18 protein-coding genes, 1 tRNA gene and 1 pseudogene are annotated in these 21,979 nt (G+C 61.0%); 15 read left to right on the forward strand and 5 right to left on the reverse strand.

Going from position 1 to position 21,979, the window contains the following annotated elements:
* The first annotated feature begins 384 nt into the window (after positions 1 to 384).
* The 6 genes and pseudogenes from NG895_RS09495 to NG895_RS30860 all read left to right on the forward strand — a co-directional run.
* The gene (locus NG895_RS09495) at positions 385 to 1,680 is read left to right on the forward strand and encodes a hypothetical protein (protein WP_252852247.1); all 1,296 of its coding nucleotides are present in this window, start codon (positions 385 to 387) and stop codon (positions 1,678 to 1,680) included.
* 125 nt (positions 1,681 to 1,805) lie between these two features.
* The gene (locus NG895_RS09500; protein WP_252852248.1) at positions 1,806 to 2,021 is read left to right on the forward strand and encodes a helix-turn-helix domain-containing protein; all 216 of its coding nucleotides are present in this window, start codon (positions 1,806 to 1,808) and stop codon (positions 2,019 to 2,021) included.
* A 152-nt stretch (positions 2,022 to 2,173) separates the two neighbouring features.
* Complete coding sequence (locus tag NG895_RS09505) at positions 2,174 to 2,542, forward strand: hypothetical protein (RefSeq protein WP_252852249.1); 369 nt, start codon at positions 2,174 to 2,176, stop codon at positions 2,540 to 2,542.
* Complete coding sequence (locus NG895_RS09510; RefSeq protein ID WP_252852250.1) at positions 2,530 to 4,212, forward strand: YfjI family protein; 1,683 nt, start codon at positions 2,530 to 2,532, stop codon at positions 4,210 to 4,212. The genes NG895_RS09505 and NG895_RS09510 overlap by 13 nt, the downstream gene beginning before the upstream one ends.
* Positions 4,209 to 4,541, forward strand: a complete 333-nt coding sequence (locus tag NG895_RS09515) for a TubC N-terminal docking domain-related protein (protein WP_252852251.1) — start codon at positions 4,209 to 4,211, stop codon at positions 4,539 to 4,541. The genes NG895_RS09510 and NG895_RS09515 overlap by 4 nt, the downstream gene beginning before the upstream one ends.
* Positions 4,542 to 4,780: 239 nt before the next feature.
* A pseudogene (locus NG895_RS30860) lies at positions 4,781 to 5,899 on the forward strand (tyrosine-type recombinase/integrase); the annotation flags it as partial.
* Between the two features lie 302 nt (positions 5,900 to 6,201).
* On the opposite strand, the gene NG895_RS09520 reads toward NG895_RS30860, so the two are convergent.
* Positions 6,202 to 6,274: transfer RNA gene (locus tag NG895_RS09520), tRNA-Lys, on the reverse strand.
* 193 nt (positions 6,275 to 6,467) lie between these two features.
* Here NG895_RS09520 and NG895_RS09525 point away from each other — a divergent pair.
* From NG895_RS09525 to NG895_RS09535, 3 genes are read left to right on the forward strand one after another with little or no spacing between them, the layout of a single operon-like run.
* Positions 6,468 to 7,097: a nucleotidyltransferase family protein gene (locus NG895_RS09525; RefSeq protein WP_252852252.1), complete on the forward strand. Its 630-nt coding sequence runs from the start codon at positions 6,468 to 6,470 to the stop codon at positions 7,095 to 7,097.
* A 28-nt stretch (positions 7,098 to 7,125) separates the two neighbouring features.
* Positions 7,126 to 7,587 carry a (2Fe-2S)-binding protein gene (locus tag NG895_RS09530; RefSeq protein ID WP_252852253.1) on the forward strand — a complete coding sequence of 154 codons (462 nt, stop codon included), beginning with the start codon at positions 7,126 to 7,128 and terminating at the stop codon, positions 7,585 to 7,587.
* A gap of 24 nt (positions 7,588 to 7,611) precedes the next feature.
* Entirely contained in the window at positions 7,612 to 9,735 is a 2,124-nt protein-coding gene (locus NG895_RS09535; protein ID WP_252852254.1) for a xanthine dehydrogenase family protein molybdopterin-binding subunit, read from the forward strand.
* A 765-nt stretch (positions 9,736 to 10,500) separates the two neighbouring features.
* Here the strand turns inward: NG895_RS09535 and NG895_RS09540 are convergent.
* Complete coding sequence (locus NG895_RS09540; protein WP_252852255.1) at positions 10,501 to 11,169, reverse strand: PEP-CTERM sorting domain-containing protein; 669 nt, start codon at positions 11,167 to 11,169, stop codon at positions 10,501 to 10,503.
* A 1,307-nt stretch (positions 11,170 to 12,476) separates the two neighbouring features.
* Between NG895_RS09540 and NG895_RS09545 the strand changes: the two genes are divergently transcribed.
* Together NG895_RS09545 and tnpA are read left to right on the forward strand one after the other, a co-directional pair.
* A complete protein-coding gene (locus tag NG895_RS09545; RefSeq protein WP_252852256.1) occupies positions 12,477 to 13,577 on the forward strand; it encodes a lipid-binding SYLF domain-containing protein in 1,101 nt (366 codons plus the stop codon).
* Between the two features lie 289 nt (positions 13,578 to 13,866).
* A complete protein-coding gene (gene tnpA, locus NG895_RS09550; RefSeq protein WP_252852257.1) occupies positions 13,867 to 14,334 on the forward strand; it encodes an IS200/IS605 family transposase in 468 nt (155 codons plus the stop codon).
* Between the two features lie 152 nt (positions 14,335 to 14,486).
* Here the strand turns inward: tnpA and NG895_RS09555 are convergent, their stop codons facing one another.
* Positions 14,487 to 15,671, reverse strand: coding sequence for a DUF1570 domain-containing protein (locus tag NG895_RS09555; protein WP_252852258.1), 1,185 nt, complete (start codon positions 15,669 to 15,671; stop codon positions 14,487 to 14,489).
* 109 nt (positions 15,672 to 15,780) lie between these two features.
* Here NG895_RS09555 and NG895_RS09560 point away from each other — a divergent pair, with 109 nt between their 5' ends.
* Positions 15,781 to 17,013, forward strand: a complete 1,233-nt coding sequence (locus NG895_RS09560; protein WP_252852259.1) for an LL-diaminopimelate aminotransferase — start codon at positions 15,781 to 15,783, stop codon at positions 17,011 to 17,013.
* Positions 17,014 to 17,038: 25 nt separating this feature from the next.
* On the forward strand, positions 17,039 to 17,941 hold the full coding sequence (locus tag NG895_RS09565) for a sulfotransferase family protein (RefSeq protein WP_252852260.1): 903 nt from the start codon (positions 17,039 to 17,041) through the stop codon (positions 17,939 to 17,941).
* Positions 17,942 to 17,958: 17 nt separating this feature from the next.
* Here NG895_RS09565 and NG895_RS09570 read toward each other — a convergent pair whose 3' ends face one another.
* The gene (locus NG895_RS09570) at positions 17,959 to 18,633 is read right to left on the reverse strand and encodes an ABC transporter ATP-binding protein (RefSeq protein ID WP_252852261.1); all 675 of its coding nucleotides are present in this window, start codon (positions 18,631 to 18,633) and stop codon (positions 17,959 to 17,961) included.
* A gap of 236 nt (positions 18,634 to 18,869) precedes the next feature.
* Here NG895_RS09570 and NG895_RS09575 point away from each other — a divergent pair, with 236 nt between their 5' ends.
* Positions 18,870 to 19,079: a hypothetical protein gene (locus NG895_RS09575; RefSeq protein ID WP_252852262.1), complete on the forward strand. Its 210-nt coding sequence runs from the start codon at positions 18,870 to 18,872 to the stop codon at positions 19,077 to 19,079.
* Between the two features lie 54 nt (positions 19,080 to 19,133).
* Here the strand turns inward: NG895_RS09575 and der are convergent, their stop codons facing one another.
* On the reverse strand, positions 19,134 to 20,501 hold the full coding sequence (gene der, locus NG895_RS09580) for a ribosome biogenesis GTPase Der (protein ID WP_252852263.1): 1,368 nt from the start codon (positions 20,499 to 20,501) through the stop codon (positions 19,134 to 19,136).
* Between the two features lie 253 nt (positions 20,502 to 20,754).
* Between der and NG895_RS09585 the strand changes: the two genes are divergently transcribed.
* Positions 20,755 to 21,573, forward strand: a complete 819-nt coding sequence (locus NG895_RS09585) for a uracil-DNA glycosylase (RefSeq protein ID WP_252852264.1) — start codon at positions 20,755 to 20,757, stop codon at positions 21,571 to 21,573.
* The last annotated feature ends 406 nt before the right edge of the window (positions 21,574 to 21,979 follow it).

Raw genomic sequence — 21,979 nt, forward strand, 5'->3', positions numbered from 1 at the left:
TGGGCCGCGGTTGGCGGGGGTTGTGTCAACGTCAGCGGCGAGGTCGACAAGTCGCTACGGAACGCGAAGGACCAACGCGTTGGACAGCTTGCCACGGACGGGGGTACACTTGTCCATAACAATTCGCGGCGAGCCGGGCGTCAAATAAATCCCGGCCTAGGAGATGGTGCACATGGGTAGGGGTCGGTGCGCTCGTACCGACCGCGAATGGACAATTGAATTGCCGCCGATCGGTTGCCTGGGCACCTGGCACCATCCAACCCAGGGTCCGCCGGCGGTGTTTGCCGGGTCCGCGGAGTCGCGACCGCACAGGCCGGCTGAGCTGGGAGGAGCCACCACTGCCATCCAGCCAGCCGGCCCCCTGGCGGAAAGTGGTGATTTCTGATGGCGGATCTGGATCCAGCCGCAATTGAGGCACTCGTCGCCCTACACGAATTGTTGCTTGACTTGCACCAGAAGTTCTGTTTTCCGGCTATGGAGCACCTGCAGGAAGTCGAAGATCACCGCGTGAAGAGTACGCCGATACCAAGCCCCGAGGCTTGTGACGACTATCGCCGTGAAGTGGTCGACGCATGGCGTAAATGCTCCAACGCGATGATGGGCATCCAGCGCCGCATCAGGGCTGAACCGACAGCGGTGGACGTGCTACGTGGTGTAAACGACGACCTGCGCCACTTCGAAACTGAGGCATTGCCGAAGCTCCAGGAGTGGATGTTCGAGTCATCGAGGGTAGCCCTTGGTGAGTCCATCAAGCGGTCCCACACTCGGGTTTGGCAATACCTGAAAGATTATGGAGAGGACCACCTGCGTGCCTATTGTGATGCTCACGGCGGGGTGTGGGGGCCAGAGTGGATAGATCAACAGCGGGAGCGTTTGATAAAAGCTCAAATGGTCGATAAAGCACCTGCCGACACGATGAGCTACTCGGAGTTTTGGGCTGCGCTCTGCGAAATGGAAGGGGACGATGCAAAAAAAGTGCATCACGTACTAACCAAAACGGAGAAGCATCCCAACAGCCCGAGTGGAAATCTCAGCTTTATCGAGTGGGTGGGAAGCGAAATTCGCGATCAGGCGGAAGCTGTTGGAAACTATAGCCGCGAAAGCATCACCCACCACCTACCCAGCATTAGGCGTGAGGAAGCTGTATACCGCTTGGTGCGACTTTCTCAGTCTTTGGGGCTACCGTCTTCGCTGGTATCCGATGTCGATGCTGCACTCCGAAGGGAGTTGACAGTTGATACCGTGCAACAGGTTCACGAACTGTTAGCGCCGGCCCTTCGGCAGCTACGCGAGGGATACGAAGAGAGGCAGCGACCGACGGCGGCTCGAGCCCCTGTAGATGCTGTGCGCACCGAAGAAATAGAGGCCCCGTCCACAACGCCAGCCGTACCTTTGACGGTAGAGCAACTCGAGATAGACACACCAAAGCTTGACACAAGGTCTGATGCCTGGATTAGGGCGACCGACCGACGAATGCGGAAAGAGGCGACTGTCGAATCCCTTAAGGCTATGCGGAATGCTCTCACGAATGGGGCAATGAAGACAGAGGACGGACTCTTCGGGGTGGATAAGTCGGGGCGATATTGGCGAAAGGACAACGCCACTTCCACTGCTGTGTACTACTGGGCAGAAACTCTAAAAGGGCAGTCTCTTAAAACTGAAGATTCAGAAAAGGGGTAACTTTTCCGGTAACCTACCGGTAACTGGCTTTGGTTACCGGTCGACCAAGAGCACAGCGTGAATAGACTCCGGGTGTTGCGAGCAAAGTCTCGCATCTTCTACCCACTACCCCAGGAGTCAATTCTATGCCATTCCCTACCCGCAATCCTGCCGACGAGCTGGCCGACCACCTGCTTACCCCCGATGAAGCAGCCAAGGTCCTTCGCATTTCTGCCCGAAAGCTGTGGGCTTTAAAGCAGTCCGGGGAGATCGCCCACGTCCGTATCGGACGCTTGGTGCGATACCCGGCGGCCAGCGTCCGCAAGTTCATCGAGCAGGCAACGCAAGACACGCCTTCTTAAGTTTGCCAGGTCACGTAGCCGGTGTTTCTGGGGCAAGGTTTGTCACTGCTCCGATCGCCCCCGAGCACTGGCTGCTCTGTTAGTTCACCCAATAGCAAACGCCCGCCCCATTTGGGCCGGGCGCTCACCCCAAGTATTGGTTTATCACTGCTATGAGTATACAAGGAAAATGTGCTTTAGCACAGCCTGAACGGCACTCTGTTCTCGTTCTTATCCACGCTGATGGCTGGATCGAAGTCTTCGCCGAGCGGCACGTCGACGTCCGAATCGAGATGGTTCCTTACACGGGCACTGTCTCGGGCGAGGTGCTCGCTGAAGAGTACCTCGACCTGACGCTGTCCCCGCGTTACCGCGAGCTGCACCTACCCATCAACTGCCGCGCGGCCGACAAATTTCGCGTGGTACGGCCAAGCGACCTGCTGCGCCGCGAGCACGAATTGGCCCTCTTAAATGGACTTGATGCTTTCGAGCATCACCTGGCGCCCCAAGTCGAAGGGGAGGTCACGCAGTGGACATTGTGAAGCTCTTGAAGGAAGCAGAGGCCGACGGGGTTCGACTGCGCGTCGTACAGGATGAGCTCAAGGTCGGCGTACCGGCAGGCAAGGAACACTGGTTGGACAAGCTGGCGCCTCACAAGGAGGCGATCTTACGTCACATCCAGGGTGAGCCCGCAGAGGCTGAGCTGCCGCCAGCAGAGCCCCCCGACGTCCTGCGGTACCTGCCGTTTCCGATCGACGCGCTCCCGCCGGTGGTAGGCGACTACGTGTCAGCCGCGGCTACGGCGATCGGCTGCGATCCGTCATTTGTCGCGCTGCCGCTACTTGCCTGCTTGGCACGTGCGATCGGTAACGCACGCGTGATCCGCATCAAGCGCAAGTGGACCGAATCCGCGATCATCTGGGCAGCCATCGTCGGCAAGAGCGGTACTCATAAATCACCCGCCATGAAGGCGGCCGTGACATTCCTGGAAAAGAAACAGGAGCAAGCCGTCACCAAGTATCGCGATGCCATGACACGATACGATGAAGATAAGGCACGGTATGACAAGCAGTACACCGAATGGAAACGATCGAAGAAACCGCACGAGCCCCCACCCTGGGAACCAGAGCCACCCAAGTGCCTCCGGTATCTAACGACCGACATCACCATCGAGGCGTTGGCCGTTCGGCTTTCCGAGCAATTCGATGGGCTAATCGTCATTCGGGATGAACTAGCGGGGTGGCTAAATGGTATGGGGGAGTACAAGGGCGGTAAGGGGAGTGACGCCGGTCATTGGTTGTCGATGTACTCTGCGGCCCCACTGACGGTGGACCGCAAGACTGGCCTGAAGCAGCTGATTCATGTACCACGAGCGGCTGTGAGCATCGTGGGTGGAATCCAGCCAGGTATTCTACTTTCAGCCATCGGACGTGAGCACCGTCAGGATGGGCTGTGCGCACGATTGCTACTCGCCAAGCCGGAACCGAAACCTGTCCGGTGGACTGAAGGCGAGATTGACGAAGCGACCGAATCCTCAATGGGGGCGGTGTTTGACCATCTACTCTCCCTCGAGCCGGCAGCCGATGCAGACGGTAATGACATCCCCTTTCCGATCGACCTATCGCCGGAAGCCAAGGACCGGTGGGTTCAGTTCTACAATCAGCATCGGGCCGAGATGGCCGACCTGAACGAGGACCTTGCTTCCGCCTGGGCGAAGCTTGAAGCGTACACTGCACGGTTTGCGTTGATTTTCCAGCTTTGCTTGTCGGCCACGGACTCGGGCAGTTCCAAGGTCGTGGAGGAGCGGGCCCTTCGATCGGCCATTACGCTGACCGAGTGGTTTGGTAACGAAGCCAAGCGAGTCTACGCCCTATTCCACGAGACCCTGGAAGAACAGGACGTTCGGGAATTGGAGGAATTGGTACATCGCAAGGGAGGTCGAGCCACGCCCAGGGACCTGATGCGGTCGTCGCGGAAGTGGGAGCGGGCGGACGAAGCTGAAGCGGCACTGCAGAAGCTGGTAGACGCCGGACGGGGAAGCTGGAGCCTCCAACCCCCATCTGGCAAAGGAGGTCGCCCAACTCGCGTGTTCGTCCTGAACGGTGTCACCGACGTTGACACAACCTCGCCCAATCCCGGGGAAAGCAATGGTTCTGTCAACGTCAACGCTACCGACAACTCTGAGCAAGACGACGAATGGGGAGAGCTATGACCGTCAGCCAGTTAATCGTCGAACTATCCCAGCGAGGCGTACGCATCGAAGCTGCCGACGACAAACTTCGCTACAACCCTCAATCGAGCCTGACGCCCGAGTTGGTGGAAGCTCTGCGGCGGCACAAGCAGACTATCCTGGCGGTACTCCAGTCGCCAGACGTCGAGCTGGCCATCGCCTGGCAATCGGCGCTCGACCATTTGGAGACTACCGGTGAACTCCCCGGTGAACTGGTTACCGCGTGCCGACGGGCCGCCGTCCAACGTGCAGAGTCGCCGCAATATCACGCAACAAAACGGCACTCCCCGAGCAGAGACCATCCGCTGTGAATCAGCGCTGTGCAATGAATTGCGGCGTCAGAGGATCTAGGCAACCGCATGGTGACAAGCCGGTGTTGCACCGAACCCGAGTCGATCCAAAAGACCCACATCGACCTGGGTGCGAGTACCTTGAGCATCAGCACTCTGGCCCGCCATGCAGCCCAATATGCGAGACCATGCGAACTTGCGCGATTCAGTGCGATCTGTGATAATGTAGGAAGACTTTCAAGACCATTCGAGGTGATTTCATGGCGAGTGTATTCAAACGTGGTGGCAGCCGAGCGAAAGGCTACTGGTACGCCCAGTGGTACGACCACACGGGCAAGCGGCGGTCGAAATGCACGCGAACAACCGACAAGGCAACGGCCGAGCGGATTGCCCGAAAGCACGAAGCCGAAGCAGCCCTGCGCCGCGATGGCGTCATCGATCCGACACTCGATGCGATCAGCAAGGAATCCCAGCGGACAATCGAGGCGCATCTGGCCGACTACAAGTCGAAACTGCAGGCGGCCGGACGTACCGATCAGTACATCCGCGAAACGTTGAAGTACATCCGAGAGATCGCCGAGTCGGGTGAATTCCACAACGTGGCTGCTATCCACGCTGACGCCGTCATCCGTTTCGCGAGCACACTCCAGGACCAGGAGAAGTCCGCGCGAACTATTCAGGCTTACTTAACTGCAATCAAGGGATTCACTCGCTGGCTATCGTCACACCACAAGCTGCCGAGGGACCCGCTATCATCGATCAAGAAGCCAAACCCCAAGGCCGACCGGCGGCGAGAACGCCGGATGCTATTGCCCGAGGAGTGGCATCGAATCGAGCGAGCCACCCAAAACGGTCCCAACCGCTACGGCATGACCGGTGATGAGCGACTCCTGTTGTACCGCACCGCCATCCAAACCGGTTTGCGTTCCAGCGAGCTACGCAGCCTCACTCGAGGTAGATTGTACTTCGATGCGGCTCCGCCTTATATCACTTGCAAAGCCGGTTCGACCAAGAATCGGAAGGACGCCCGTCTCTATATCCAGGACGATCTGGCTGCGAGCTTGAAGACCCATATTGCGACCAAAGCTCCCAAAGCCCCGGTATTCAACCTGCCGCACGAATCGAACCTCGCCCGGATGCTCAGGGACGACTTGGCCGAGGCTAGAAGGGTATGGCTGAAGGAAGCAAAGGACGATCCACAGGAGTACGCCAAGCGGGAAGAGAGCGACTTCTTGGCAGTTGACAACCATGATGGTGAGACCCTCGATTTCCACTCGCTGCGGCACACCTGCGGCGCCTGGTTGGCGATGACCGGCGCGCATGCCAAGGTGGTTCAATCTGTCATGCGACACCAGACGATCACGCTGACCATGGACACTTACGGCCATCTATTTCCCGGCCAAGAGGCAGACGCTGTGGCTCGGCTGCATTCTATGTTGAGCGATGCGGGAGATGATCTGCCACCAGAGGCCCTGCGAGCCACCGGAACCGATGACCTGCCCACCGAACATCCCGAAAGCGCGCAGCAGCTGGCGCAGCAGTCAGCACGCGAAAGGGTGCAAAGCGGTGCGAGGGCATGCGATGACCGCGATACCGGCGACGCGCAAAAGAAAACGCCCAAGCCCTTACAGATTGCGGACTTAGGCGATGCTGGACTTGACGTTGCGACTGAGTGCGAAAGTGCTCCCTCAAGGACTCGAACCTTGAACCTACTGATTAAGAGTCAGTTGCTCTGCCGATTGAGCTAAGGGAGCTGGGTGAGACTCGGCATTGTAGCGGGTGGGGTTGTGGTCGGGCTAGGGGTGCCGGGGTGTTTTGGGGCCCTCTGCATGCATGACGCTCGTTGCGGGGGTTGGGTTCGCGTGGTGGGGCCCGGAGTTTGGTATGCTGAGCGTACGGCGGCTTGGGGTCGAGCTGCCGAAATTGCCCTCTTTTCCGCCGTTCCGCATGCCTCGATGCCGCTACTTCGCCGTGATTCCAGCCGCCGGTCGCAGTCGCCGGATGGGGTGGCCGAAGCTGTTGGCCGAGGTTGCCGGGCGGCCGCTGATTGACTGGGTGCTGGATGCCTGGTGTGGGAGCCATGTGGACGAAGTGGTGGTTGTCGTGCGGCGAGAGCAACTAGAACTCGCCGAGCAGTGCCGTGACGAGGCCGGAGGCCGCGAGCAGTTGCGAGTGCTGGCAACCAGCGAGTCGCCCCGCACGATGCGCGACACCTTGCAGCTTGGCCTGCGTTCAATCCTGGAGCGGCACCGCCCGCAACCGAGTGACGCGTGGCTGGTGGCGCCGGCCGACATGCCGGGACTCTCAGCCGCGGCCATCGATCGCTTGCTGACGGAATACGATCCAAGGGCGCCCCGAGTGCTGGTACCGCAGGTGAACGGCGAGCGCGGTCATCCGGTGCTGTTGCCATGGAGCCTGGTGGCGGCCTTTGACGACCTGCCACGGGAGTTTGGACTGAACACCTTCGTGCGGCAGTGCGATGCCCGGTGCATTCCGCTCGCCGACGGAGGTCTGTTGGCCGATATCGATACGCCCCACGATTACCTACAGTGGCCACAACCGATCGCGGGCCGCTGACCGCTGTTAACACGACGAGGAGCTTCTCATGCCCGATCGATTTTCGCTCGAGGTCAACGGCCAGGCGCATAGCGTCGAAACCGATGCTCAGAGGCCGCTGCTGGATGTGCTCCGCGAAGAGCTGTCGCTCACTGGCACCAAGTACGGTTGCGGGGAGGGGGCGTGCGGCGCCTGCACCGTGATCGTCGATGGTGAGGCCACGCGTTCTTGCATTACCAGCATCGCCGAGGTCGACGGTCGCAGGGTCGAAACCATCGAGGGTCTGGCCAGCGGTGTCGAATTGCATCGAGTGCAGCAGGCCTTTATTGATCAATCGGCCATGCAATGTGGCTACTGTGTGCCCGGCCAAATCATGAACGCGGTTGCCCTCTTGCGCACGGAGCCGCAGGCCACCGGCGAGCAAATTGTCGAAGCGATGGATGGCAACCTGTGCCGATGCTGCAACTATCGAAACCTCCGTGCCGCGGTCGAGCAGGCCGCGGGTCGCTAGTCGCCAAGACGAAGGACCATCGAGATGAACGACGCCAATCTGGAACTCGAACGATACGAGTTGCGCGAGCCACAGCGGTACGAGTTTGCCACCGATCGCCGGGTGTTTAACGCCACGCTGGGTGCCGGCCTGATGCTGCTGCTCGCACGCGACAACTCTCACGCCCAGCCCGGCAGGCGGCAACCCCGCCGTGGTGAGCCGCTCGGCGACCGTTTGCACGTCGCCGAAGACGGCATCGTCACCGTGCTCACCAGCAAGGTGGAAGTAGGGCAGGGGTCCCGCACTCAAATTACGCAAGCAGCGGCCGAGGAACTGCGGTTGCCGATCGAGAAGATTCAACTTGTGATGGCCGACACCGAGCAATGCCCCGACGACGGCGGCACGGCCGGCAGTCGCACCACGCCCTCGACGGTGCCACGCGTGCGAAGCGCCTGCGCTGCGGCCCGCGAGCGATTGGTGGAACTGGCTGCGGCCACGCTCGAAGTCGAACCAGGCGAAGTGCAGTACGACCGCGGAACCTTCACCACCGCGGGCCGCACCATGTCGCTGGCTGATCTGGTACGAGAGGCCGAAGTGGCGGAGTCGCTGCAAGCGCCGCCGAATGGTGAGGCGCAAGTACGGCGCGTGTCCGAGTGGCAGGTGCTCGGCGTACCGACCAATAAAGTCGGGGCCGAGGCGATCGTCACCGGCCAGCATCGCTACCCCTCCGACTATCAACTGCCGGGCATGGAGTATGGCAAGGTGCTGCGGCCGCCGTCGTATGGAGCGAAGCTCACATCGATCGATCTCGAAGCGGGGCAGAAACTCGAGGGAGTGACTGTCGTCCGCGATGGCGACTTTGTGGGCTGCACCGCGCCCAGTTCGTGGCAGGCCGGCAAAGCGATCGAGGCACTTGTCGCCACGGCCGAGTGGGAAACGGTCGACCATCCGTCGAGCGAGAATCTGTTCACGCATCTGAAGGAGACTGCCCGCGAAGGAGGTGGTCGCCGCGGCCGGCGAGGCGGCGGTGCAGCGGGCGATGTCGACGCGGCGCTGGAGAGCGCGAATCAAAGCATCGACTCGTCGTTCGAAATCGCCTACATCCAGCACGCGCCGATGGAACCTCGCGCGGCGGTGGCCGAGTGGTCCGATGGCAAGCTCACCGTATGGACTGGATCGCAGCAACCTTCGCGGGTCGAAGGAGAACTCCGCGGAGCGTTTGGACTGCGAGGCGACGGGGTGCGGGTGATCGTGCCCGATACTGGTGGCGGATTCGGCGGCAAGCACACCGGCGAGGCGGCCGTCGAAGCGGCGCGGCTCGCCAAAGCGGCGGGCAAACCTGTTTCGCTACGGTGGACTCGCGAGGAGGAATTCACCTGGGCCTACTTCCGTCCCGCGGGGCTCATCGAGGTAAAAGCCGCGCTCGACGACCAGGGGCGCATCGTGGCTTGGGACTTTGCCAACTACAACTCGGGCGGATCGGCGCTCGATACGCCGTATCGGGTGCCAAACAAGCGAGAACGTGTGCTGGAGTGCGACTCGCCGCTGCGGCAAGGCTCCTACCGCGCCCTGGCATCGACGGCCAACACATTTGCTCGCGAGGTGGCGATGGACGAACTGGCGGAGCTGGCCGGCGTCGACCCCTTGGACTTCCGCCTCGCGCATCTTGAAGAAGGGCGACTGCGAAACGTGCTGGTGGCGGCCACCGAGAAGTTCGGCTGGCGGAAGCGTCGGGCCGAGGGGCGTAACATCGGTCTGGCGTGCGGTACCGAGAAGGGTTCGTACGTTGCCGCGTGCGTCGAAGCGGATGTGGTGGATGGCGAAGTTCAAAACCTGCTGGTCTGCCAGGCGTACGAGTGTGGGGCGATTCACAATCCCACGAACCTCCGGTCGCAGGTCGAAGGGGCGATTGTCATGGGCCTGGGGGCCGCACTCCGCGAAGCGATGGAGTTCTCCGACGGCCAGATCCAGAACGCCAGTTTCTACAGCTACGAGGTTCCGCGGATGCGCGACCTGCCCGAGATGGAACTCGTGCTGGTGAATCGTCCCGACCTTCCGTCCGTCGGTGCCGGCGAAACGCCGATCATCGCCATCGCCCCCGCGCTCGCCGGGGCGGTATACGCGGCCACGGGCGGGCGCTCGCGGTCGATGCCGCTGAAGCTGGGTTAATCCAGTGGACCACCTCTCAAAGCGGGGGGCGGCTCGCGGGGAGTTTTGGGCCAACCCTGTTTTGGGCCAACTACTGGGGATGTAAATTCATGGGCCCAAAACTCCCCCCGTTTTGGTTCCCCCCAGGTGGTGAGACCCCTGTTTTTCTCGGCTAAAACAACGACAGGGTGCGACAAAACCCCCCACGTTGTTCTCCGCATGTTTTTGGTGTTGGCCCAAAACCTACATAGTGGCCGTTCGCTCCGCCGAACGAGCGAGGGAACCACCACCACGCTCGCTTGCCCGCGCCGCTCTCGATTGGACTCGCTTAAACGCTGAGCCTTCACGGACGACGTGGTCGCCCGGCTACCTACTCACTTGCTCACCCCTCACCCCACCTGCACAGACCATCACGCAACTTCATTAGATCACGCGCCAGAGTGACTTCAACGGCGAAATTTTTACACAAGCGTTTCACGGGCGCTCGAGGCCAGGCAACGCGAGTGGCAAAGCGGGCGGTGTTGCCGCCATGCCACACGGGTAGCCGTGCCTGCGCATCGATTCATGCGCGTGCAGATAGAGTGGACCAGTCGAAGTCGCCACACCGCTGCAGTCAACAGACTACATCACAAAGTGAACGTAGCGATCAAAAAGAAACGCAGCAGGGCATCGCGTCTAAAGTCGCGCCGGTACCAGCCCGAGTACTCGGAGCCAGCAGTTGCCAGTTCTATGACGAGCAGATTCCGTCGTCCGGAATCTGCTCGCAGCAACCCATGTTTTTCGCGGCTAGCGCCGCTTGCGAATTGCCAAGCCTGCCGCCAAGGCTAGTCCAGCCAACATAACAGTCGACGGCTCGGGCACGACGGTGAACTGCATTTCGGCCACACCTACTCGGAACGTGCTGCCGTAGTTGGTGTTAATCTCGAAACCGACGTAACGTGCAGAAGGAACACCGCTGAGGTCGATGACCATGTCCGCTGGGGTGTCAGCTCCGGTGGCTTGCGGAATGGTATAGCTACCGAGCAAATTCCAGGCATCTGGCGGGAAAGTGGAATCGGAGTAGAAGATGTCGACATCTTTCATGCCACGATCGAGAACTTCGCGTACGTTCCAGATGTAAAGAGAGTTCAGGTCGTCGTGGATAGAACCCAGGTCGACCATAAACCAGGCACCGGGCGTGTTGCCGTCGGTAAACGTTCCTTGCCCCTGCCAGTTGTCTTGCCAGGCCCCGTTGTGAGTCCACGTGCTGGGGTCGGCCGTATCGCCAACCGTGAGGCCCGTACCGTCGAGCACTCGCGACCACGACCCATCACCTGGGTCGGGATTATCACCCGGGTGGTAGGCGTCGCCCACGACACCTGGAATGGCGAGCGGAATCAACGCCGCCTGAGAGAAGGAACATGCCACCATAACCGCCACGGCGGTTGCCAAGCCCAGTACACGTTGTCCACTCATTAGAACTGACCTCAAGCACGAAGAAGAAAAGGTATGCGGATAAAATGGGCGCGTCGTTCACTCCGCCAATTAATGGTCGACTGGACCACTCGGAGATAAGTACTACCACAGGCAACTGCCGCGACTAAAGCTTGGCGGTGGGTTGCCAGCGATTGGAAGCGCTCCCCCAACTCGTGCAGTATAAGCAATGCATTCATCCGCGGAACACGGAAAAAACGGAAAAACCGATAGAAATTCCTTGATCAACCAACCGGGGCCGCGTATCGCTTCGACACGCCGCGGGTGCCGTAAACTATTGCAGTGCAATGCTTTTTAGAGACAAACTGCTGCCAATTGCCGCTAGTCGCGGACTTGCACGTCCGAATTGCATGCCCCTGCAGGGGGGGGGCGGCATATCCAAACGGCTTCCGCAGGGGGGAGCTTCCCCCGCCCCACACCATCACACCATCAAGCAACTCAATGAGCTCGCGCGCCGGAGCGGCCTCAACGGCGAAGTCTTTACAGACGGGGTTTTATGGAGATTGCGAAATCGCAAAAAGCACGTAGCCGGATTCGCAAGAATTCGGAACGTCGACGCTGGCACGAATGGCCATTTGTATTTCCGTCGGCGCTCCACGCCCGTGTGTACTTAACGGCCACCCTTGGTCAACATCGCCCCGTTTTTGGTTAGCGTGCACTTATTGTGGATCGGCTTGGAAGAGGTTCTTCGGAACATCACCAAATTCCGACACAAAGCAATGAAGCTTGTCGTTGTCACTAATGTAGATGCGACCGCAGTCAGGACACTGATACATTTGCCGATGACCCTTAGGAAGAGTAATTGGGAGTGTCATCGTGTAACGCTGGGAAACGCTACGCGGAGCTGATTGAATCAGCTGATCCAGGGCAGTATATAGTGCATCCATTGACTGGTCTGGATATAAGTAGGCTTTGTAGGGTAGGTCATCGGTCTGGTCGTAAATGGCATGGCCACACTCACAGAGAAACTTCATGTCTGGTGCCACTTTCCTTGTTCTTGCTTGCAAAAAGTCGACGCATAACCAGTGGGGACCTCAATGTAGCAGTTGGCCTGCTTGGCGAACCGCCACTTGCTGTCTCGCCACTTGCTCAGACGTTATCGTCGCACGCATCTTTGCCGGAAACGCTACAACCTGCCATGCAGTGTCGTCTCCATCCTACGCAACGGGCTGCGGATGCGTCACCTCTTCCCATCTTCTCCCCACGCGCAACTGCTGTTGACTCTCACCACCCATCCGGCCCAGAATCCGTCTCCCCCGCGCACCTTTCTTTCCTGGAGCACCGCTAGTATGCGACGGATTTTCCGCCAAAACATGGCCTCTCATGCACGACTGCTAGCATCGCTGTTAGCGCTGAGCTTCACTGCGACCACGGCCTTCGGGCAGGCTCGCGAGGACGAGACCGTTCGTCAATCGATTCAGGTATTGAACGAAGTGATGGCGATTCCCGCGCAGGCCATTCCTCAGCGGATGCTGGCGGACGCCCAAGGTGTGGCGATCATTCCCAACGTGATCAAAGGGGGCTTTGTAATCGGTGCTCGGCATGGGCGGGGTACGCTGGTGGTGAAAGACGATAACGGCACCTGGCACGCCCCCGTGTTTGTGACGCTCACCGGCGGCAGCGTTGGTTGGCAGGCTGGCGTGCAGGCGACCGACGTGATCCTGGTGTTCAAAACCAAGCAGAGCATTCAAGGCATCTTTAACGACAAGTTCACGCTAGGAGTCGATGCCGCGGCGGCGGCCGGTCCGGTGGGGCGGCAAGCCTCGGCGGCCACCGACCTGCAGCTCAAGGCGGAGGTCTATTCGTATGCCAGGAGTCGTGGGCTGTTCATCGGAGCCTCGCTGGACGGATCGATGCTCAAGGTCGACGGCATGGCTAATGCCGCCTACTACCGCAGCCCAGGACCGCAGCAACCGGTGATTATTCCTCCGGCTGCGGTGGAGCTGGTGCAACTGGTGAACAGTTACAGTTCGACACGGGTCAGTCCCGTGGCGCCGGGCACCACACCGAACCAGGCCAACGCCTTTCCGCCGGCCAACGCCCCGGCCCAGGCGCCAGTACTCGCGCAGCAGTACTCGACCCCCGACTCGGAAGTGATTCGCGCCCAGTTGAGTCAAACGTCGCCCGAACTGTTCGAGCAACTCGACCCCCAATGGCGAGCGTTCCTGGCCTTGCCAGTCGAAGTGTTCAGCGGCCAAACCGCCCCTCCCATCGAAGCAGTGCAAAGATCGCTGAGCCACTACCAGATGGTAGTCACCAACCCGGCCTATCAGGCCCTGGCCAACCTGCCCGCGTTCCAGTCGACGTATGGATTGCTACGCCACTACGAGGCGACACTGCTGCAGAACGAGGCACCGCTGAATCTGCCGCCGCCGCCGGCGGTGCAGTAGTTGGTACCACACGCCAACGGGTAGCACGGAAAGTCGGCCGGAGTGGATCGTGCCACTGGACAAGCTCACCACGGCCGATTGTCCGTGTGCGCAGCACAAGAGGTTATGGGAGGATGGCCGCGCATATCAGCCGCGGAGCGGCGAAAGCGCATAGCCTGGGGCGCGAGCCCCAGGAACAGGTTACAAGAAAACTACCAGCCACAGAGTGGCGACAGCGAACCCCCCATCCGAATCTGCTAGACTAACTCTCGGTCTACGTTCATCTGGTGGCTGGAGGGGCTTGGCAACAATGGCCAGCACATTTACTTGCTTGGATTACCACGTCGTGTTCAGCACGAAGTATCGCAAGCCTTCGATTCAGGAAGCACTTCGGCAGGAACTCTACCAATACCTGGGAGGAATCGTCCGCGCAGAGCACGGGTGCCTCCGCGAAATTGGTGGCATGCCTGACCATCTTCATCTACTCGTCGGCATTCCACCGACAATCGCCGTCTCCGATGCGATTCGGGTCTTCAAAACCAACTCGTCGAAGTGGGTGAACGAGCGTGGTGACCAGATTGGGAAGTTCCAGTGGCAACCTGGTTTCGCCGCCTTCACCGTCAGTGTTTCACAGCGGGAGGTAGTCTCCCAGTACGTCCGCAATCAACAGGAACATCATCGTCAACGGAGCTTCCAAGAGGAATTCCTGGGGTTGCTCAAGCGTCACCAGATCGAGTACGACCCGAAATATGTGTTCGAGCAGGAGCACGTCGGGTAGAACCGCTGTCGCCACTCCGTGGCTGGCGAAGATGTTCGCATCGGTCCCCGGGGCTTACGCCCCGGGCTATGCGCTGTCGCCGCTCCGCGGCTGAGGAATGCTAGCTCCGTCGTGCCCGTCGTGGTTCAACTTAACGCACCAGGCAGCAACGCTCAATCAATCCGCCCCATCCGCTTCACGAACTCCCGATCGAGCTCTTCAATGTCACCGAAGTGCTCGCGGAACTCTTCGATGCGAGTCTCGGCCGAGACGGGGATGAAGGGTTTCTTCTTGGCCTGGGATTTGACGTAGGCCACGTACTCGTCGGGGTGGTAGCGCATCAGAAAGTAGTTGAGCGCCCAGGCGTCGGCGTAGGCGTCGGTCGCCGTGCGGGCGTCGCGGAAGCGTTTGTCGTCGGCCACCATGGCCAGCAAACTGGTGCGGCGAGATGTGTGGAGGTTCGTCTTGAACGTCGACAGCCGCAAGTGATTCACCTTGCCGATGCCCCGCCAGCCGCGGTTGCTCGACAGGTCGGGCGCTTCGAAATACACGGCCATTCCTTCGACCAGCCACAGTGGCAACTCGGCCAGGCGTTGCTGCAGACCACAGTTGAAGGCAATCTGATGCGTGGCCTCGTGCACCACGGTGGCCACCAAGGGCAGGGCGGCCGGTTGGGCGAGCATGCGGTTGATGTCGCGCAGAGAACCTCGACCGCCGCCACCGTGCAGTGCTTGGGAGCCGGTCAGGTCGTACATGCTCACGCGGTTGGTGGTGAGGCTGTAGTAACCGATGATGCTGCCGGCCGCGGTGCCGAGTTCGTCGGCGCTGGCCGTGCGGTACTGGTCGGCCGTGGCGTAGATGATCACGACCAGCGGGAACTCGGGCTCGTGGATCTCGACACCCTGGTTCTCCCAGAAGTTGGTAAACGCGCGGTGCAGTCGTTCGAGCAGCGAACTGGTCCACTGGGCGTACGCGCGGCTGGTGTTGAAGCAGACCACGTAGTGCGGTGTGGTATGGAGGTTGAACCCCTCGGGCAGCTCTTCCAGGACCTGCCGGCCCAGCTGGTCGGGCGTCAGCGGTTTGAACGGGGCTTCGATTCGCTCGCGGGAAACCACGGTCGCGGCTTCAATCAGGTGCTGCACCCCGTTGGGCGTCTGCAGCATGACACCCCCGTCGGTATCCTCGGCCAGGATGCGGCCGGTGAGGGTCTGCTCGCCATCGTCGCCCTGAAAGCGGACCACCTCCACCGGCGCGGGCTTCGGCTGGTCGGCCCGCACCGCGGCACCCGAGGGCAACAGCGCGGCAAAAAAGGCCAGGGAAGCGAGGCACGCAAATTGTCGGTGGGCGGCATCGGGCAAGGAAAAAGTCCTGTGGGCGGCGTGTTGACGATCGGACAGGGGTCTTGTTCTATTGTAGCTCACCGCCCATTTACTGTCCCGATCGATATTTGCAGGCAAAAACACGACGATGAGCGATCCCTACTTTCAACAGCTTTTTGCGGACCGCATCGGTGGTGCCAGCTACGGCAAAGGCACCTCGCTTTACAAGTTCGAGAAGATCAAGCGGGCGAAGCGAAAGGCGCTGGCCGACTTTCCCGAGCGAAAGCTGCTGGACTTCGGCATCGGCGAGAACGACTCGATGGCGCCGGAGAATGTCCGCCGGGTGATGGCCGAGGAGATCAACAAGCCGGAGAACCGCGGCTACGCGGATAACGGTGTGCTGGAGTTCAAGCAAGCGGCCGCGCGGTTCATGCAGCGCGAGTTCGGCGTGGAGCTCGACCCGGCGACCGAGATTAATCACGCCATCGGCTCGAAGCCAGCCTACGCCCTGCTGCCGGCGGTGTTCATCAATCCGGGCGACATCACCCTGATGACGGTGCCCGGCTACCCGGTGATCGGAACGCACACCACTTACTATGGCGGCATCGTGCACAAACTGCCGCTGCTGGCCGAGAACGACTTTCTGCCCGACCTGGACGGCATCTCGCCCGACATTCTCGAGAAGGCGAAACTCCTGGTCATTAATTTCCCCAACAGCCCCACCGGCAAGACGGCATCACCGGAGTTCTACGAAAAGGTGGTGAAGTTTGCCAAGGAGAACAACATCGTTGTTGTCCAGGACGCGGCCCACGCCATGCTGTCGTTCGATCAGCCGCCGAGCAGCTTCCTGGCCACGCCCGGCGCCAAGGAGGTGGGCGTCGAGGTGCACTCGATGTCGAAGGGTTTCGACATGATCGGCTGGCGGATGGGCTGGGTGTGTGGCCACCCGCTGATCGTGCAGGCGTTTGCCGACGTGAAGGACAACAGCGACTCCGGCCAGTTCATGGCCACCCAAAAGGCGGCGGCCGCGGCGCTGGACGATCCGGAAATACCGAAACAAATCCGCGAAAAGTACCGCCGCCGCATGGAAAAGCTGGTTGCCGTGCTGTCGCGGTGCGGTTTCGATTGCAAAATGCCGGGCGGGACCTATTTTCTTTATACTCCCGCGCCGAAGGGCCTGGCCGACGGCACCACGTTCGAAAATGCCGAAGCGGCCAGCCAGTACCTGATTCGTGAGCAATCGATTTGCACGGTGCCGTGGGACGACGCCGGGTCGTTCCTCCGCTTCAGCGTGACCTTCGTCGCGGAAGACGAGGCGGCCGAGGACGCCTTGATGGCCGAGACCGAGTCGCGGCTCAAAGAGCTTGGTCCGGTTTTTTAAATAACCAGCGATCCGCCAGCGTCCGATGACCGACGACCAACTGCTCACCCGACCGATTGTGATTCTTGGAGCCCCGCGGTCGGGCACCACGGTGTTGAGTCAGCTGTTGAAGTTCCATCCGCAGGTTTACCTGGCCGACGAACCACGCATCCTGTGGAAGTACGGCAACGATGGCAAATCGGACGCCCTGCAGCCCGACGACGCCCGGCCCGAGGTGGTCAGTCACATTCGCCGCGAGTTTGCCAGCAAGGTCCGCGATGCCGGGCGGGAGCGGCTGGTGGAAAAGACACCCAGCAACAGCCTGCGGGTGGGGTTTGTCGATCGCGTGCTGCCCGATGCAATTTTCATCCATATCATGCGCGAGGGCACCGAGTCGGTGCTGTCGATCCGCAAGTTCTGGGACCAGCATGCCACAGGCGTGGGCGGCACCACTCGCCGACAATTGCTCCGGCGGCTGAAGGAAATCAAGCTGCGGCAGGCACCGTACTACGCCGGCGAGTTCGCCCGGCGGGTGATGACCAAAGTGCTGCCCAGCAAGAAACCGCGCGGTGTCTGGGGACCGCGCGTGCCGGGCATTCAGGAGATGGTCCGCGATCTCGACCCACTGGAGGTGGCGGCCTGGCAATGGCGGATGTGCGTCGAGCACGTGTGCCGCATTGGCCGAACGCTGCCTGCCGATCGTTACACCGAATGCCGCCTGGAAGAGTTCGGCAAAGAGGAATTCCAGCAACTGCTGGCGTTTTGCCAGTTGGAGTGGACCCCGGAAGTCGAGGCCGGCTTCGCCCAGAAGTACGAAAACCGGCCGACAAAAGCTCGCAGCGCGGCAGCCGACACCGCCGAGGTGGAACTGGTCGAACAGTTGATCGCCCCCACGGCAACCTGGCTCGAGACGCTCGAGCCCCTCGCGCGTCATCGCACCGGCAAGTGACGTCCGCTGTGCATCCTTCAGCGTGGTTTGATCCGTCGGGGGCTGGAACGCGGCTCGGACTGAATGACGTTTCCGTCTTCGATGCTCAGACGCACGTCGGCCAGCGCCTCCGCTTCGCTCATATTGTGCGTCACGTGCAGTGTGGTTGTCTCGCTGGCGGCGTGCACCTCGCGCAGCAGCTCGATCATCTGCGTGCGGGTTTGTTCGTCGAGCGCCGCCAACGGCTCGTCCAACAGCAGCACCGCCGGCCGGGCCGCCAGGGCGCGGCCCAGGGCGACGCGTTGTTGCTCGCCTCCGCTCAGCCCCGTGGCGCGACGGGGCAGCAGGTGCGTCACGTGCAGTTGCTCGGCCAGCTGGTCGGTGCGGGATCGGATTTCCGCAGCGGGCCGGCCGGCCACGCCCAGGGCAAACCCCAGGTTGTCCCGCACGGTCATGCGGGGAAACAAGGCGGCTTCCTGAGGTACATAGCCAAGATGGCGGTCGCCGGGGCGAAGGGCGGTGACGTCGCGGCCTGCCAGGCGCACGGTGCCACCGGCCAGGGGACGCAGCCCACAGATGGCCTCCAGCAACGTGGTTTTGCCGCTGCCAGTGCGTCCCATCAACACGCCGTACTCGCCCGTGGGGATGGCCAGCGACACCTCCGCCAGGCGGAAGTCGGCAACGACCACGGAGAGACTTTGGCATTCGATCATGAGAGAGACTTCGCTAAACCCGCCAGTTTGCGCCGCCTCCGCACCACTAGCAATGGCAGCAGCGGTTCCGGCGTGCTAGCATCTACGGTTAAGATTTTATGAAAGATTCCGATCTTGCAGAATCGGTGACAAGTGGCTGTAATGCACCAAATCTAAACGGAACACTTTTCTTTCGGCGAACCGGCAGAGCCAACCCGCCAAATTGTTGAGGCATAGGAAGGCCTTCGAGTAGGACAATGGGTACCAATTCTCAAGATAACGCCAGTAACTCGTGGAAGCAGCTCGTCTATTATGGCGAGGTGGTGGGCTTCGTGCTGGCTTGGGTCGTCGGCGGAGTGCTGCTGGCCCGCAGCTCGATGTCGGACCCCAGCCTGGCCGGCACCCGCGGTTTGGACAGCTATGCCGAAGTCGGCCTGACGGAACTTCCCTCCAAAGACCTGAAGTAACGCTCCCCCTTCGCGAGCAAGTCACTTCTGGGGCCGAAGATGGCCCGGCTCGCCCTACGCGTCCGCCAGGGCTTCGCTGCCAATATCGTCGCGGCTGTCGCTCGCGCTGCGGCGACGCAGGTAGAGCTTGATGGGCACCTCGTCGAACTCCAGGTGATCCCGGAACTGATTCAACAGGTACCGCTGGTACATGGCGTCGATGGCCGCGGGCTGGCTGCAGAACAGCACGATGGTCGGCGGCTGCGTGCCCACCTGCGTGGCGTAGTAAATCTTCGGACGGCGATTCTTATACAGCGGCGGCGCCTTACGCTTTACGGCATCGCGTAGCATGCGATTCAGTTCGCCGGTCCCCACCCGCTGACGGGCTTGCTTGAACAACATCTGACTGTGATTCAGCAGTGCTTTGACGTTCTTGCCGGTCTTGGCGGTGATGAACGCGATGGGAGCGTACCGCACGGTGCGGTAGGTATCGTGCAGGTAGTTCACCCACTTTTCGGTGGGCATGCTGCCGGCCAGATTGTCCCACTTGTTCACCACCAGAATCACCGGCTTGTACTGCCCGACAATGTAGTCGCACAGTTGCTTGTCCACTTTGCCGATCCGCTCGGTGCAATCGTGGAACAACAGCACCACGTCCGCCCGGCGAATCGATCGCTGCGCCCGGTGGGTGCCATAGAAGTCGATGTCTCTCTGGCTTTTGCCTTTCCGCAGACCGGGCGTGTCGATGGCAATGAAGGCCTTGCCGTCGAGTTCGAATCGCACGTCCACACTATCCCGAGTGGTGCCCGGCACTTCGCTGACGATCATCCGCTCGGCGTGGGCCAGCGTGTTGACGAAGGTGCTCTTGCCGACGTTGCGGCGCCCGACAATGGCCACCTTCATCTCCGGCTCGGCATCGGGCGATTCTTCCTCGGTGCCGTCGTGCTCGGGGATGTTGTCGATGATGCGATTGAGCACGATGCCGCGATTGCGGTTCTGCTGCGTGCTGACTTTGATCGGCGCGCCAAAGCCCAACCGATGGAACTCCTCGGCCATCGAATCGAGCGATTCGGCGTCGGCTTTGTTCGCCAGGCAGACGACCGGCACTTTGACCAGCCGCAGCCGTTTGGCCACTTCCTGATCCATGGGCAGCAGGCCGCTGCGGGTATCGAGCACGAACAGGATTAGGTTGGCCGACTCGATGGCCACCGTGATCTGATCTTCGATGTGTTTGGTCAGGTTGTCGGCGTCGTTGAAGCCCATCCCACCGGTGTCGACCAGCTCGAAGAACTTGTCCTCGTGGCACATCAGGTGGGTGAGCCGGTCGCGGGTGATGCCGGGCTGATCGTCCACGATGGCAATCTTGGTCCCCGCCAGCCAGTTAAACAGGCTGCTTTTACCCACGTTGGGGCGACCGACGATGACAATTTGTGGAACGGGCATGATGGCTGGGCGTTAAGGGTGCCTTGGGGAAGGCCGCGACCATGCGCATCTTCCAAAATTCTGGGGCCGCACGGCGACAGCACTTACATCGGCGGGCGGGCGAGGGGGTTGCTCATCCTCTGAACATCCTTCACCGTATTGTAGTTGCCTTGCCGGTGCGGGGCAGCCCCCAACCGTGTGGAATCGCCGGCAATTGATGCCTTTTACCGCGTTGGATCTGCCACGTCCGTCCGATCTTCCGAGTTCACGTCCCGTGTCCGACATCGATCCCGCCAAACATCGCGCCGTGGTCGCCCGCCTCGAAAGCTTGCAGCTGGCGGGTGTAGAGCAACTTCCGCGGGGCGTCGCTCCTGCCCCCGCACCCTCGGCCAACCCAGTGGCGGTAGAGCCCTCGCCGCCGGCCGAACCGGTTGCCCAGCCAGCTTTGCCCGCCACGACAAGCACAACCCAGGCACCGATGTCTCCCACCGCACCAGCCCAGGAAGCCGACACCGGCGGTGAAAAGGTGTCCTCGGCCGCCACGCTCGAGGTGCTGCAAACCGAAGTGGCCGGCTGCACGCTATGCGACGAGCTGGCCTCCACCCGCACGCAGACCGTCTTCGGCGTCGGCAGTCCATCGGCGCGGCTCTGCTTCATGGGCGAGGCGCCCGGCGCCGACGAGGATCGCACGGGCATCCCGTTTGTCGGCCGGGCAGGTCAGCTGCTCACCAAAATCATCGAGGCCTGCACCCTCACCCGCGACGAGGTCTACATCCTCAACGTGCTGAAGTGCCGCCCGCCGGGCAATCGCAACCCCACGCCCACCGAGTCGGCCAACTGCAAGCAGTACCTGCGGCGGCAGCTGGAGCTGATCGAGCCCGAGTACATTTGCTGCCTGGGCGCCGTGGCCGCCCAAAATCTGCTGGAGACCACCGAAACGATCGGCCGCCTCCGCGGCCGGGTACACCAGTACCGCGGCATCAACGTCGTGTGCACCTACCACCCGGCCTACCTGTTGCGAAACCCCTCGGCCAAAAAGGACTGCTGGGACGACATGAAGATGCTGATGGGCCTGATGGGGGTGAAGCTGTAGGGCAAGTCTCAGCCACGCCAGTGGCGACAGCGCATAGCCCGGGACGTCAGTCCCGGGAAACGGTAGAAGAAAACCTTCCAGCCGCAGAGCGGCGACAGCGACTTAGCTTCGGACTGTTTGGAGCGTTTCTGAGGAGTCTCACCGCGCTGAGGTGAGCTGCACCGACGCGCGTTCGGAAGTTCCGTATCTGACAGAGGTTGTGACATCCGACGCGGCGTAGCGAGCGGCAAGAGTGCAGCGGTAGCGCAAATTGTTCGCAATTTAGCTACAATCTTGGCAATGCTTATCCACTTGCAAATCAAATGTAGACAAACAGGCACCATCAGGGCTTATCCATGTTTTTTTTGAGTCGAATATTAGTTAGGTGCCCGCGCGCATGAGTACTGAAGGCATCGATTCAAACTTG

Origin of the sequence: Aeoliella straminimaris (genome assembly GCF_024054565.1) — a bacterium.
Taxonomy (GTDB): Bacteria; Planctomycetota; Planctomycetia; order Pirellulales; family Lacipirellulaceae; genus Aeoliella; species Aeoliella straminimaris.

What these genes read in the sequence shown, in the direction of transcription:
- NG895_RS09530 (WP_252852253.1), top strand. Translation starts at nt 7,126, where the DNA reads ATGCCCGATCGATTTTCGCTCGAGGTCAACGGCCAGGCGCATAGCGTC.
- NG895_RS09560 (WP_252852259.1), top strand. Translation starts at nt 15,781, where the DNA reads ATGAGCGATCCCTACTTTCAACAGCTTTTTGCGGACCGCATCGGTGGT.
- NG895_RS09505 (WP_252852249.1), top strand. Translation starts at nt 2,174, where the DNA reads ATGAGTATACAAGGAAAATGTGCTTTAGCACAGCCTGAACGGCACTCT.
- NG895_RS09515 (WP_252852251.1), top strand. Translation starts at nt 4,209, where the DNA reads ATGACCGTCAGCCAGTTAATCGTCGAACTATCCCAGCGAGGCGTACGC.
- NG895_RS09575 (WP_252852262.1), top strand. Translation starts at nt 18,870, where the DNA reads ATGGGTACCAATTCTCAAGATAACGCCAGTAACTCGTGGAAGCAGCTC.
- NG895_RS09525 (WP_252852252.1), top strand. Translation starts at nt 6,468, where the DNA reads ATGCCTCGATGCCGCTACTTCGCCGTGATTCCAGCCGCCGGTCGCAGT.
- NG895_RS09565 (WP_252852260.1), top strand. Translation starts at nt 17,039, where the DNA reads ATGACCGACGACCAACTGCTCACCCGACCGATTGTGATTCTTGGAGCC.
- NG895_RS09535 (WP_252852254.1), top strand. Translation starts at nt 7,612, where the DNA reads ATGAACGACGCCAATCTGGAACTCGAACGATACGAGTTGCGCGAGCCA.
- NG895_RS09545 (WP_252852256.1), top strand. Translation starts at nt 12,477, where the DNA reads ATGCGACGGATTTTCCGCCAAAACATGGCCTCTCATGCACGACTGCTA.
- der (WP_252852263.1), bottom strand. Translation starts at nt 20,501, where the DNA reads ATGCCCGTTCCACAAATTGTCATCGTCGGTCGCCCCAACGTGGGTAAA.
- NG895_RS09500 (WP_252852248.1), top strand. Translation starts at nt 1,806, where the DNA reads ATGCCATTCCCTACCCGCAATCCTGCCGACGAGCTGGCCGACCACCTG.
- NG895_RS09570 (WP_252852261.1), bottom strand. Translation starts at nt 18,633, where the DNA reads ATGATCGAATGCCAAAGTCTCTCCGTGGTCGTTGCCGACTTCCGCCTG.
- NG895_RS09495 (WP_252852247.1), top strand. Translation starts at nt 385, where the DNA reads ATGGCGGATCTGGATCCAGCCGCAATTGAGGCACTCGTCGCCCTACAC.
- tnpA (WP_252852257.1), top strand. Translation starts at nt 13,867, where the DNA reads ATGGCCAGCACATTTACTTGCTTGGATTACCACGTCGTGTTCAGCACG.
- NG895_RS09540 (WP_252852255.1), bottom strand. Translation starts at nt 11,169, where the DNA reads ATGAGTGGACAACGTGTACTGGGCTTGGCAACCGCCGTGGCGGTTATG.